Consider the following 13,755-nt stretch of genomic DNA (forward strand, 5'->3'; position numbering starts at 1 on the left):
GCGCCCCTGTTCAAGACGGATCGGGGAGCGACGTTGGCGAACAACCAGGTCCGGCTGCGCTGATCGGGCGTCCCCGGAGCGCCGGTGTGGGCTCGGCTCCGCCCGGGCCCGGGGCCGGGCCGACCCGGGGGGCGGGGACGAACCAGCTCCCCCGGCGCCACACGGGAAGCTCGGAGTCACACGAGAAGAATGTCGTGGGCGTGCAGGTTGGTCTGCGGGGTTGCGAAGGTGGCCACCACCACGGCCGCGCCCGCCCCCGTACCGTCGGCGTCCCACAGGAGCTGCTTGTGAGCGACGTCGTTGAGGAACTGGCCATGGCCGGCCAGAGTCGCGGCGGTGCCGGTCACGAAGTAGTCGTCCGGCAGCACGCCCGCCTCGGTGTGCCCGCCCAGCGCCGTGTGCTGGAACGACAGGGTGTCGCCCGCGCCGAAGCTCGGCAGCGCCTTCTTGGTCAGGCCCTGGAACACGAACTGGTCCGCGCTGCCCGTCAGCGTCACCGTCACGTCCTGGCTCGCCGCCCCCGACTTCCCGTCCCCGACCTGCATCGTGTAGGTCTGGGTCACGCTCTGGCCGGCGGCCAGGCCGTCCAGGGCCTTGTCGGCCACCTGGAACGTCCAGCCCACCGAGCCGGTCCCGCCGCCGGTCGTGTCCGAGACCACGCTGGCCGCCAGCGTGCCGAGGTAGCCGCCCGCCTTGGGGGTGATGCGCACGCTGTGCGCGTCCGACAGGTCGGCATCCGCGAAGGCGAAGGCGCCCCCCGTCTGCTGCAGGCCCGCATCGCCGAACACGCCCGCCTTCTCCGTCACCGTGCCGGCGATGGCCGCGTCCCCGGGGGCGTAGCCCTTGATCGTCGGCGCGTCGTTGACGCCCTTGAGGGTGATCGTCACCGCCTGCTGGGCGCTGCCGCCGTGCCCGTCATCGGCCACCACCGTGGTGACGAGCTTGAGCGCGTCGTTCTGCCCGATGAAGTCGAGGGCCGTGTCGGCGATCGCGTAGGTCCAGGTCGCGCTGCCCTTGTTGGCGCCCAGGTCCCCCGTCGGCATCGTGAAGGCGGCCTTGAGCGCGGCGATCTGGTCGGGCGTCAGGCTGGCGCTCAGGTCGACGCCCGCGGCGGTGACGTAGCTCAGGCTCTGGCCGGCCACCGAGACGGTGAGATGGTCGCTCAGGTCGGCATCCGCGAAGGCGAGGGTGCCCGACCGGCTGTGGTTGACCGCCGCCCCTTCGTACCAGGTGGCCCCGGCGCTGCCCGTGATGGTGGGCAGGTCGTCGCTGCCCACCAGGGTCACGGTCACGTCCTGGCGCACTAGGCCGCCCTGCCCGTCCGAGAGGGTGAKCGTGTAGATCTGGTCCAGGGTCTGGCCGGCAGCGAGGAAGTCCAGAGCCTTGTCGGGCGCGTTCCAGGTCCAGACGAGCCGGCCCGCTCCGCCGCCCGTGGTGTCGGCGACGATGGCCGCGCTCATGGCGCCGATGAAGCCGCGCCCCTGCATCGAGACGCTGACGCTGTGGGCGTCGGTCAGGTCGCGGTCGGCAAAGCCGGCCGTGCCCTGCAGGGTCAGGGCCGTGGCCGAACCGGTCGACCCGGCCGTCTCCAGGACGGCGACGCGCGCGGGCGCCGAGGTGAAGGTGGGCGCGTCGTTGCTGCCCTTGAGGGTGACCACCACGTCCTGGCTGGCGGTGCCGCCGTGACCGTCGTCGACCTGCACCGTGGTGGTGACCGTGGCGCTCTCCCCGCGGCCGAGACCGTGCAGGGCGTCGTCGGCCAGGCTGTAGCTCCAGGTGCTGCTGCCGGCATTGCCGCCCACGGCCCCGGTCGGCATCGCAAACCCGCCCTTCAGGGCCGCCACCATCGCAGGGCTCAGCAGACCCGTCCGATCCACCCCCGACGCGTCCGCGTACGAAACGCTCTGACCGACGATCGACGTCGTCAGCANTCAGGGCCGCCACCATCGCAGGGCTCAGCAGACCCGTCCGATCCACCCCCGACGCGTCCGCGTACGAAACGCTCTGACCGACGATCGACGTCGTCAGCAGGTCCCCCAGATCCCCATCCGAATAAACCAACGTGCCGGTCGTCTGCGCCGCATCGCCCGCATCCTCGATCACGGTGCCCGCGGTCGTACCGGAGATTGTCGGCGTGTACAGGTTCACGACCGGAGGTTCGCTCAGACTGATCGTGAGCCAGGCGGAGTTGAGTTGGCCGCTTCCATCCGCAACCGCGTAATGGAAACTGTCTTGTGCGTTCGCCGGCAGGGTGTCGGTGGTCCGCGTGTAGGCGTAGCTGCCGTCCGGAGCCATGACGAGGGTGCCGTATAAGCCTTGAATCGTTGAGCCGACCGGAACGCCGCCGACACCCACAACGGCGAGGGCCCCGTCCGGATCGCTATCATTGGCGAGGACGCCGGTCGCCGCGTCGACGGACGCCCCTTCGCCCGAATGGATCGTCAGGTTCCGAGCGTCGTCACCGGCAGTCCCGGCGCGATCGACACGAAGCGTCAACGTCGCACTGGAGTTCGCGCCGTGACCGTCTGTCAGTGCGTAGTTGAACGTATCGTAGAGCGGCGTTCCCAACGGACCATCAAGGGTCGTCGTGACGTACTGGTACGATCCGTCCTTCGCCATCGTCAGATCGCCGTAGCGACCGTGGACCACCTGCCCGACGTTGAACCCGTCGTGGTCGACGGCGATGATCGACAGCACATCGCCGTTGGCATCGACGTCATTGGCGAGCACGCTGGCCGTTGCGGAGACGGTCAGGCCCGATGAGAACACTGTGGCGACGTCGTTGGCGGCGCTCGGTGCGGCATCACCCGTCACCGAACCGACCGGGAAGGCCACTCGGCCCTCGTTCGCGCCGATCTGGAGAAAGTGCACCAGAGGATTGAGACCCGATGCGGCGACATCGGGATTCATCGCCAGGTAGATCGCTCCGTCGAAGTCCGCACTTGGATTGCGTCCAGCTTGCCAGCCGACGCCCAGGTAATCCTGCAGCGGGTCGGCTCCGGATGCTGCCACGTCCGGGTATTGGGCCAAGTAATACGACACATTGAAGAATGCGTTGGGATTGTACCCTTCGTGCCAACCGACGCTCAGGTAGTGGCTGTAGGGATCGAGACCGCTCGCGGCCACATCCGGGTGGGCCAGGAGGTAGTACTCCGGGTCGAACCCCGTGCCCGCAATGGAATCGCCGATCGCCCCGTACGCCACACGGCCTGCCGATTTGCCGACGGTGATGTAGTCTGTCAGCGGATCGACGCCGGGCGTGATGACGGTTGCGTAGCGCAGGAGGTAGCTTTTGACATCGAAGCTCGCGCTCGGGTCGTAGCCGAGTTGCCAGCCGAACGACGACCAGTGGTCGAGGGGATTGAGGCCAGCTGAGACGAGATCGGGGTGAAGCGCGAGGTACCCCTTGGTCGAAAAATACGGGTTCGGGTCGTACCCGGCCTGCCATCCGCCCTGGGTGTAGCCGACGTCGGGGACATGGTACGATGCGAGGTACCACAGATCATCGATCAGCGGCGACCCGTCATTCTCGACGACGGTCCGGTCGAGGAACACGTAGGTGCCCATGCCGGAAATGGGCAGGAGCGTTCCGTCGCTGTCCTGGAGCGCGACGACACCGTCACGCACGACGAGTGGCGCCTCGGCGGCGTTGAACGGAAGCGTCAGGGTCGTGGTCGCAAGATTGAATCCGCTACCGGACCACAACGCGCCGAGGACACTCGCAGGCTTATCCGTGTGCTCGAGCACGAAATTGGATTGGGTGAGCGTCTGCCGACCGGAAATCTGGATCTGAAAATCCGTCTTGAGGTCGCCATTGATATCAATCGCGACGACCGTTCGATCGAGGGCGGCATTGTAGGTGTACGTGATCTGGTGCGCCCGTCCCGTGAAGGCGCCGCCATCGAGCCACAACCAATCGGTGGCATGGAGTTGCTGGCTCTCCAATTCCACGAGAGAAGAAAGATCGATCTTGTCCGTCGCGGCGTTGAAGACTTTGATCCAGTCGTTTCCGTCCGCGATCGACTTATAGAGAAAGATGTTCTGACCCGGACCACCCGCGATGAAGTCGCGACCGAGACCGCCTTGGATGACGTTCAGGGCACCGGATTGAGCATTTAGGATGTCGGACCCAAGGCCCCCAATGATGTAGGCCCCTCCGAAAGACGTCACGACCGACGGAGACGCGCCGCCGCTCATCACCGACATCTGTCCCAGGTTCGGCATCGCACCGGTCGCCTCGGATCCGAAGAAGACGCCAGAGCCGGTGGTCGCGGAATTATGGGCGATATAAAGATCGGTCGGACGATCCTCCGGATCAATCGAGCCTGTGACACCGTAATCGATGACGTTGTCGTAGATGCGGACGTTCGTGATCGTTCCGACCTGATCGGCCGTATGGGTCCAGGTCGCGCCGGCGGTCACCGTGATGGTGTAGTTGCCGCCCAGGAGGACATTGTTCCGGATCGTCACGTCGTTGACGTTTCCGGCCTCGCCGGAGATGCGGATCGCATTGTTGGGCGCCACACGCGCATCGGCCGGCGTACGCCAGTCGATCACGTTGTTCTCGATCACGACCGAGCCGGTGGTTTTGCCGATCCAGATCGCGTCTGAGTGGCCGGGTGGGAAATAGCCACCACCCGCGATGTAGTTTCCGACAACGCGTCCGTTCTCGATATAGACGCCATCGACCGGTGCATTGAGGATCAGATTGTTCGATAGGGTCGTATTGATGCCATTCGAGACGATCAAATCCGGAACAGAATAGTTCCGCTTCAGGCCATCGAACGTCGAGTGGTCGACGACGGTGTTGGCATATCCAGCCATGATCGTGAGCGGGCTCTGCCCAATCAAAGCGGATGTGTCGAAGTAGCAGTTCGTGAAGGTGACGTTGTCGGCTTTGACAATGACCTGCTTTCCACGGAAGTCGATGCTGTCGAAACTGGCGCCATTCTGATTGATCTCGACCGTGATCGGAGCGCGGAACGTTACGCCATCCTGACCGGTCAGCGCACTCCAGGCGCGCAGCGCCCCGGCGGCAGACTGGCTTCCCACCGAAAAATCAGAGCCAATCGTGGCGAGGTAACTCTTGTCGACGATCGAAGCGACGTGGTCCTTCACGGATGTCGCTGCGTCAGCGCCAACCAGCGTGACACTGATCGGCTGGATCACCGGCGGTCCCGATGCTTGACCTGATGCGGCCACGTCCTGGACCACGACGTCCGAACTCAGTTTCACGCTTTCGCCTGCACCCAGGAAGCTGAGCTTCGCCGGATCGATCGCGTAGCTCCAGGTGATCGTCCCCGAGCCCCCGGAGGTCGTGGGCGTGATCGTGAGATACTGCCCGAGTCCCTGAACCTGAGCGATCACGCTGCGCTGGGCATCGGTGAGCGACTCGCTGGGCTGCGCGGAAACATCGTTTCCGAAAACATCGAAGTAGTGGATCTGGTAGGCGCCGACACTGACTGACAGGCGATCGGTCGCATCGGGGTCCGCAATGCTGATCGTACCGCCCCGACTGATCACGGATCCGGATGCCGCCACGAGCGGCTCGTAGATCGTCGTCCCACTGGCGACACCGGTCAACACCGGAGCGTCGTTCACGCCGGTCATGTTGACAGTCACGTTCTGGACGACAGTGCCGCCCTTACCGTCGGCGATCGTAATTGCGTAGACTTGCGTCAGATTCTGACCGGCCGCCAAATAGTCGAGCGCCTTGTCGGCAACCGTATAGGTCCAGTTGATGGCACCAGCCTGACCGCCGGTCGAGTCCGAGATCAGGGTCGGAGTGAATTTTCCGATGTAACCGGCACCCACCGGCTTGAAGCTCATCGTATGAAGGTCGTTGACATCGAGATCAGTGAACGCGAACGTTCCCTGGGTTCCCAGTACGGCTGCCGAGTTCAAGGCACCGGCGGCTTCCGTGATATTCGCTGTGACCTTGGGGTCGCCGGCGCTCAGCGCCTCGATCGTCGGGGAATCATTGATGCCGCTGATCGTGAGCGTTATGGGCTTGGCAACGATCCCACCATTGTGGTCGTCCGCCTGAACTGTCGTCGTCAGGGTCAGGACATCGAGTCGGCCCAGGAAGTCCAGGGCACTGTCCGCAACGGCGAAGGACCAAGTGGCCGATCCCTTGTTGCTGCCAAGGTCCCCGAGTTGCAGCGAGAACGCCTTCGTGATCGCGAAAATCTGATCGGTCGTCAGCTTTGCAGTGAGGTCGACGCCGGCCGACGTCTTCCATTGCAGCGACTGGCTTACGATCGATGTTGTCAATTGGTCGGTGGCGTCGATGTCCGAGAACAGGACGGTTCCGCTCTTGGCGTAGCTCGTCGCGCTGCCCTCGGAAAAAACCGCCGATGTTCCGCCGCTGATCGTCGGGACGTCGTTGGACCCGGTCAGGACGACGGCGATGTCCTGCTTGGCAAGACCGCCTTTTCCGTCCGAGACAGTGATCGTATAGAGTTGCGTGACCTGCTGACCCACAGCCAAAACATCGAGAGCCTTGTCGGCCACGGTGTAGGTCCAGTCGACCCGACCTGATCGTCCGCCGGTGGAATCCGCAGATACGACTGCCGAGACGGCGCCCGCATAGCCACCCGCCTTCGGACTCACCGTGACGGTATGGGCATCGGTGAAATCCAGATCGGAGAAGCCGATGTTTCCCGTGCGCACCGAAACCGTGCCGCTCCCGGTCATCCCCGCAGATTCGGAGACCGCAGCCGTGATCGTGGGGTCGCCGTTGGCAACGGCCGCAATGGTCGGCGCGTCATTGGTACCGGTCAGTGTGACGACGACATTCTGCGCTGTGATCCCACCGTTGCCGTCAGAGGCCTGAACCACCGACGTGACCGTGATCGTTTCGCCCGCAGCAAGGAAGTCGAGGCTGCTGTCGCCGAGCGTGTAGGTCCAGCTCTGCGACCCACTGTTGCGCCCGAGATTCCCGCCGGGAATGGTGAACGCCTGGAGAAGACTGGCGCGCTGCGCGTCGCTCAAACTTGCCGTCAGGTCAGCTCCGGCACTCGAACGGTAGGCCACGGACTGGCCTGCCAGCCCGACGGTGATTTGGTCGGTGGTATCCGCGTCCGAGAACCAAAGGTTGCCGCTGCGCGCGTAAGTCGAAGCGCTGCCCTCCCTCAGCGTTAAAGTGGTTGTGCCGGAGATCGTGGGCGCGGAGTTGGCCATGTGGTCCCTTCAACGAGGCGGAAACTGGCGGAGCGACCAGGCGGGCCCTTAAAATTTCGGTAACCGACAGACTTGAATTTGTGAAGAGGGCTATTTGTCCTAGCAGCATCGCCCATCTGAGAAGTTGGCAGATGAGTTCGGAGCAGATTTACAAGCGCCGAAATGCAACCAAGCTCGAAATTTCTACGTAAGCAGTCCGCGGATCATCGATATTTTTGGTGATCGTCTGAGGGCGAACGGACACCTTCCGACGATCAAGAAATTTTGATCGACGACTTCTGAGTTCCCAGGCTTGACCAGTGAACTGTCCTGGGACATCGCGTTGAACCATTCATGCTCACCAAATTTCTCAGCCAGCAAAAAATGTCAGCGAGATGGCAAGCAATGCCCAAGGGCGTGAAGTCGATTTGCCCTAATGGGTCAAACGCACGGATCGAGGCACGTCGAGGAGGCTGCCTCTGCGATCGCGCCGACTGCCTCGATCATGGTCAGTGATCGGCCACACACCACTATCCGGGCGGCCGCTCAGGCCGCGCGCGAACGGACGCGATGGCGAAGAAAGGCCAAGGCCGAAAGAACCATGATCACGAGGGCCGGCATCCCCGCGCCGGCGACCGGACCAGGAACCGTAGCGACCGGGGCCGGGGACGATCCTCCGCTCGTCGAGCCTCCGCCAGAAGGCCCCCCAGTCGGAATGCTGCCGATCCGCGAGAAGAAGCTCGGCGCGCGGGCAGTAGGCGCAACCGACACGAGCCTGATGGCGAAGCCCGTACCTCCGCCGGCCGCCTGAACAACGCCCTGCGGCACGGAGTTTTGCCCGCCGCCGATCAGGCTCGCTTCACCACCGCCGAGCGGTGACGAAGCCGCCGCAGGAATGCTGACGGCCGTGGTCGGGATTTCACCCACCACTGCCTTGAAGGCTTCCGTCAGCTCGGGGCTGCCTCGGGAGAGAAGGGCCAGTTGCAGCTGTTGAGCGAGCTCAGGCTGCGTGCGCGCACATGCGAGAGTCGCCTGGCCCAGGCCCGCGCCCATCGCGGCTCGCTGATCGCCATTGGCCGCAACGCCCAGCGAAAGGATGACATCAGCGAAGTCCGTATTCGCGAGGACGAGTTCGCGGGTCGAGCGAGCGAGGGCGCCACCCTTCGCATCACCCTTGAGGATCGAGAAGGGATCCGCCTTGAATGCGTCGCTGTCGGCCGATGATGCCATGCCGAAGGCGGAGCTGCACGAAGCTGCCGACGCATCCCCACCCATCATGATCGACAGCACCAACGCAGCGACCGGAACGACGCGCATCACCGAATTCCATTGTTCAGCTTCTAGCCTTCAGCGCTGTTAGCAAACCATTAACCCATCATCAATCGATCGATCCTCGAAAGATGTGAGATCGCCTCGACTCCACGACAAGGTCCGAACGTTGTAAAAATTCATCCTTTACGCACCAAGGGGCGCCGGGAAGATCGGGATTAGAATCGCGAGCCTTGAATATCACTACGAAAAGAAGCGCTGGCCGATGCCGGGCCTTTCGAGGCGCGATGTCGTGTCCGATTTGATAGGAACCCCGGGGCAAGATCGGGTTGAGATTTGGACGGCATCCAGCTCGATGTTTGGTCTGTGTAGTTGGTGGAGCGGGTTTGACCTGTAGCGATCAGGCTCGGCAGACCACGTCATGCAGACGGCATCTCAAAGCGTGAGACTGCGTAGGGTCTAAAGCTGGCGGCTGAAGTCAGGAGCGCTCCACCAACAGCGGCAGGTGCTATCGCGGCTCGTCGGAGCTGGCGTAACGGCTGCGCTTGCCGGTAGCGTCCGCGAGGACGCTGAGGGCGGCGAACCGCGTCGCGGTTCTGCAACGGGGATCGTCGTGGGTCTGGGCGGCGGCATGGTGGGGGACGAGCGGTCGGTCTGGGCGCCGGCCATGACCGATTCCGATTGACGAAAATGGGCCGACGGCACGGGTGCCGCTCCCGAAAGAGACGACATTGTTGATTCCACAACGTGATCGAATCTGATCGATCTGCATCTCATGGATGCAGTCTCTCAGACGACGACGAACGAACCTTTCTTCTGGCTACGGCCGTACGCATCTGTGCGGCACGCGGGAGAGCTGCGTTTTCCCATCCCTTGCCAGTGGTGACCGAACCCCTGATCGATGATCAGTGCCCAGGCTTGGACCTTTGATTCCGAGCTTGACGTTGAGCGACGTCATCGCGTATAGCTCAATCTATGCGTCTCATCAGTATTGCCTCAGTTGCGTTGATCGTCGGCAGCCTTCCAATGACTGGGGTAGCCGCTGATTTTACTGCGCCTGACGTTGCACGTCGCTCGACCTATTCGGCTCTTGGTATCGACTGCGATCGAATGCATTGGGACGATGTGGTGGTTCGTGTGGATCGCCGCCCATGGTATCGGGGATATCCCCTCTGTGTAGAACGCGATCGAACATATGATCGCCGGCCTTACTATGGATATCTAGGGATCGATCGTAAAACCCGGCGGTTAACCCAGTATCGCGAAGTTCCAGATCGTCGCTATGAAGCTCAATGATGTTGCAAGCCAACTGTTTTAGGCTTCGCCTCGTTTGCTCGCGACATGAAAAGTGCTCGATACCCGTTTTCCGATTTTTATATTTGGCTGACGGATATCGGGCGCTTCGGGTTTAACCCTTTCCGTATCGTGCTGCGACGAAGACGTTGGCGCGCTCGTCCGATGTGACGGTCTCGACGAGATGTCCGATGGGCGATCACACGCCCTCGATGGGGCGTCCGGAACCCTTGCGCGGCAGCGTCTTGCGCTTGGCAAACGCCTGTTCGATCAGGTTGAGATCGGGCGCGCAGGCCGGCACGTAGAGCAGTCGCTTCACCAGCCGCCTCGATGCGCTCGCGGATGCTGCCGGGCTTGTGAGCCGGCAGGGTGTCGCGCACGATCGCGCCACCCTGCTTCAAGGCTTGCACCGTGGTTTCCTCGCCAGGGCGCTGGAAGCGGGCCCGATCATGCGTCGAAGTGCACGGTCGCCGTTAAGCCCCTGGCCAACAGCTGTACTGTCACGCCCTTCCAGTACCGCTCGTCGGCGGCACCGCTGTTTTTACGCGTGACGCCGTGATGGTCGACCATGGCGCGCGCAGCAGCGGGCCAAGCGGCTCGCCCCGATTCGCAGGCCAGGGTCGGTCGGGCGCACAACGCATGCAGGACCTGTTCAGGCGTTGCCAGATCGAAACGGGTCGGCCCCGGTTGCGATGATGTGCGAGCACTGATGACCGTCCATGAGCTTGGCCCAGGTGCGTCCTCGCCGCATGATGGTCGCGTGCCAGCACACGACGCGTTCACGCAGATCGGCTGACAGAGAGCCTACGGCGCTGCTCCTGGACAATAAGGCATCGGATCACATCGGAGCCGCCCTCTGGATCCCGAACGATCCAAGCCGATGGCACACCTCTCCGACAGATACCGGTCAGGTTCGATGGCGAGGGCGTTCAGGCGCGGCAGCGGCGTCCGGGTCGCTGACATCATTAGGTCTGCCGAGACCCACCTTGGGGAGCCGCCAACGGAACGTTTTATGGCCGGATCCCGGACTGAACTCCGCTGCGATGACGTCCGATTCAAATCGGAGGTTGCGCTTCAATCTGAGCAGAGGCTTCTCGATCGTATGCCAGGAGAACGCGGCGAGAGCGGCCGTGGCTGCCAGCGATAACAGAAAGTGCGGCACCCATCCGTGAGACTGCGGCACCAGGGCGTACACCGTTTGCTGGATCGGGAACGCATACAGATAGATGCCGTACGAATAATCGCCAGAGAAGATCAGCGGAAGCTTTTTCGGACGAAGCAGACCGACGTAGGCGGTCGCATAGGCAACGAACAACGGAGAAAGAAGAATTGCCGACTTCGACTTTATCATGACCAGAGACACGGCGAAGGCGACGACAAACAGGCGAACGTCGGACGGTATCCGGTATCGGTACTGGTAGAGGCACACGCCTGCAAGGAAATAGGCAACCAAGAGGCGTCCGTTCAGTGCATCTGGTCCGATCGGTTCATAGGCGCCCATGAGCAAGCGCGTTCCGAGAAGCCCGGACCAGAGCACCAATGCGACCAGAGCCGCTGGCCCACTCCCACGCAGTCGCAAAACCCAAAGCGCTGCCAGTGCGATGTAGCATTCCAACTCGAAGGGTACGGTCCACAGGGATCCATTCACGATGGAAGGGATCGGGTTCGACAAGAACACACCAGGAAGCTGGAAGTGAATCAAGCCAACGATATTCAGAAAGTAAGAAACAAACTCATAATCCGTAAAGTATGATTGAGTGTTGAATGAGGTCATGATCGGACCGAGCACCAACGCCGACAGGCAGATCTCGACAGCCAGGGCCGGAACCAATCTCAAGATCCTCAGTCCGAGAAATTCAATGAGCGTTCGGCTGCGCACCAAGCTGGATGCAACCAGGAACCCGCTGAGCGCAAAGAACATAGGCAAGATGAGGAATGTCAAATACCCGAGCGGGGAGCCCGCAAGGAAAAAAGATTGATCTCGACCATAGACGATGCCAGCACTATGCCAAGCCAGGACACTGATGGACAAAAACAATCTCAGGTAGTCGAAGCCGGATGTGTTTCCGGCTTCGGCCAACAATCCCAACGTATCTCTAGTTCTCATTTGCTTGAATCGAGAACGCTGGCTCTCGCTCCTGAATGTGGATGGGAGGGGCTATTCAAAATCAACACTTTGTCAATCGAAACCAACATAACTGGTACATTTATTTTGCATAACGATCCGAGTCCGTGTGGAGAGGAAAGCTCTGAAATCTGTGCAGACACCTCATAGTCGGAAATGCATACCACCGACCAAATTTTTAAAATTTATGAAAATAGTTGGCTATATTATTCGCTTACTCTAGAACTTAAATTTGCACGGTACATGTCATTGTGCTTTCCAGGCGATGTTCGATTAATTCTTTGCAAAACTGTGCTTTTTTTTGCATTGCCAGATCGCCAATCTGCGAGGTTACACAATGTAATGATTTCTGTACGCATCGTGGTGATCCTAAGTATTTCCAAGCGAAGTTATCCGCCACTCTCGACACTGTTCCAATTTCAATTCGAGCGATTCGCGGGGCGCGCGTGCAGTGCACCCAAACCCATTTCGCGACGGAATCCAAATCGTGAGTGCCGTCGCGGCTTTCGGCTGGTCTGGCCTGAGCCCCCCTGAGGGCACCGGGACATGAGCCCGAGAGCGTGGGACAGAGCCTGTCTTAGCGGGCCGGCAGAGACTGCCCGCAGATCAGGTCCAGTCAGTGCCAGCCTTGCCTGGATGTGTCGCGCGGAGCCAATTGCTCGGATCGTGGGCGAGCAATTCGGTCGCATGACGCATTGGAGGGCAGCCGTTCTGTCATCGAGCAAGCGGCGCCTTTGGCGTCGGTCGAATTCACGATATGCTGGCGGAAGACAATTGGAATCGACGCGAATCGTGGATCCGCCTCCGACCCTGTGGCCGAGAGACCGGTCGGCCGATTTCGACGCCGCGCGCGTCATGCGGTCGGTTGAAATCCTACGCCCGCACGTCGATGGAATGCTGGTTGCTGCCGAAGCAACGCACAGATGCGGCTACGATGCTCTCCTGATGTCAGAACCACTCTCCATATACTCGCGCCGATACAATAACTCAGATTTTCGATAAGCCGAGAATAAAAATGGCAAAACCGACGTCAAACGTAGTTACTCTTCCAATCATTCTCCGCAATAAGGCGCGCAGGCTGATTATTAAATTGAGATGGCTGTATCTCACAAAAATCTGGAAAATGAATATTCACCCTCTCACGTTGATATCGACCAAGGCCTACTTGGACCATTCAAATCCGAAAGGGGTCTATATCGGAGAGGGTACGGCGGTCTCTTTCGGAGCCACGATCCTATCGCACGATTACATCCGCAAGATGCACGTGGACACCCATATCGGAAGATTCTGTCAGATCGGCGCGCGGAGCATCATCATGCCCGGGATTACGATCGGCGACCATTGCATCGTCGCGGCGGGTGCCGTCGTCGTCAAGGACGTTCCGGCCCGATGCATCGTCGGAGGAAATCCGGCCAAGGTGTTGCGCGAGAACATCGACACCATCCATTGGGGTCGACTCGCTGAGTATGACGATGGCACCTTCTGACGCTGGTGCACTTCGCATCGTCCCGTGGGAAGACGACGATCAGGTCGGGCCACCCGTTCGCCCCGCTTCGCCGATTACGTCAGGTGCCACGAGCCATCTGAGTGTCGCCGGAATGCCGGTTCCGAGACCAGATCAGCGCTTGCCGCATCGATCGGGCTTGGCCCCCGCCAGGCTGGAGCCCACCGTTGATCGCGTGCTCGTCCCGCGGGATGAGACCGCTACGCGGCAGGGCGGGGATATCGGCGAGGTCCAGGGTCAGTCTTGGACGGGGGCCGGGTTGGCCATGCCATTGGCGAGTTGGTCCGCCGGAGTCTCGCTCAGAGTCCGGGTAACGCCCTCGCCGTGGCAGGGATGACCGCCGCGCCGCCCCCGTTATGGGACGGAGGTCGAACGCGTCAAGGTTGCGGAACCGGTCTGGGTC

General features: G+C 61.6%; 4 protein-coding genes and 1 pseudogene. 1 reads left to right on the top strand and 4 read right to left on the bottom strand.

The window, feature by feature from the left end; genetic code table 11:
• Positions 1-176 precede the first annotated feature (176 nt).
• From ASG63_RS27065 to ASG63_RS15535, 4 genes and pseudogenes are all read right to left on the bottom strand, one after another.
• Complete coding sequence (locus ASG63_RS27065) at positions 177-1,847, bottom strand: VCBS domain-containing protein (protein ID WP_056218147.1); 1,671 nt, start codon at positions 1,845-1,847, stop codon at positions 177-179.
• Between the two features lie 84 nt (positions 1,848-1,931).
• Positions 1,932-7,182, bottom strand: a pseudogene (locus tag ASG63_RS27070) (VCBS domain-containing protein); the annotation flags it as partial.
• A gap of 525 nt (positions 7,183-7,707) precedes the next feature.
• Positions 7,708-8,478: a hypothetical protein gene (locus tag ASG63_RS15530; protein ID WP_056218154.1), complete on the bottom strand. Its 771-nt coding sequence runs from the start codon at positions 8,476-8,478 to the stop codon at positions 7,708-7,710.
• Between the two features lie 2,152 nt (positions 8,479-10,630).
• Positions 10,631-11,806 carry an acyltransferase family protein gene (locus tag ASG63_RS15535; protein ID WP_056218157.1) on the bottom strand — a complete coding sequence of 392 codons (1,176 nt, stop codon included), beginning with the start codon at positions 11,804-11,806 and terminating at the stop codon, positions 10,631-10,633.
• Positions 11,807-12,863: 1,057 nt separating this feature from the next.
• On the opposite strand from ASG63_RS15535, the gene ASG63_RS15540 reads away from it, so the two are divergent.
• Positions 12,864-13,334, top strand: a complete 471-nt coding sequence (locus ASG63_RS15540; RefSeq protein WP_082501434.1) for an acyltransferase — start codon at positions 12,864-12,866, stop codon at positions 13,332-13,334.
• The last annotated feature ends 421 nt before the right edge of the window (positions 13,335-13,755 follow it).

The organism is Methylobacterium sp. Leaf94, assembly GCF_001426045.1.
Classification (GTDB): Bacteria; Pseudomonadota; Alphaproteobacteria; order Rhizobiales; family Beijerinckiaceae; genus Methylobacterium.

Bases quoted from the DNA above. Each gene is read 5' to 3' on its own strand.
- ASG63_RS15530 (WP_056218154.1), bottom strand. From the start codon at position 8,478: ATGCGCGTCGTTCCGGTCGCTGCGTTGGTGCTGTCGATCATGATGGGT.
- ASG63_RS15540 (WP_082501434.1), top strand. From the start codon at position 12,864: ATGGCAAAACCGACGTCAAACGTAGTTACTCTTCCAATCATTCTCCGC.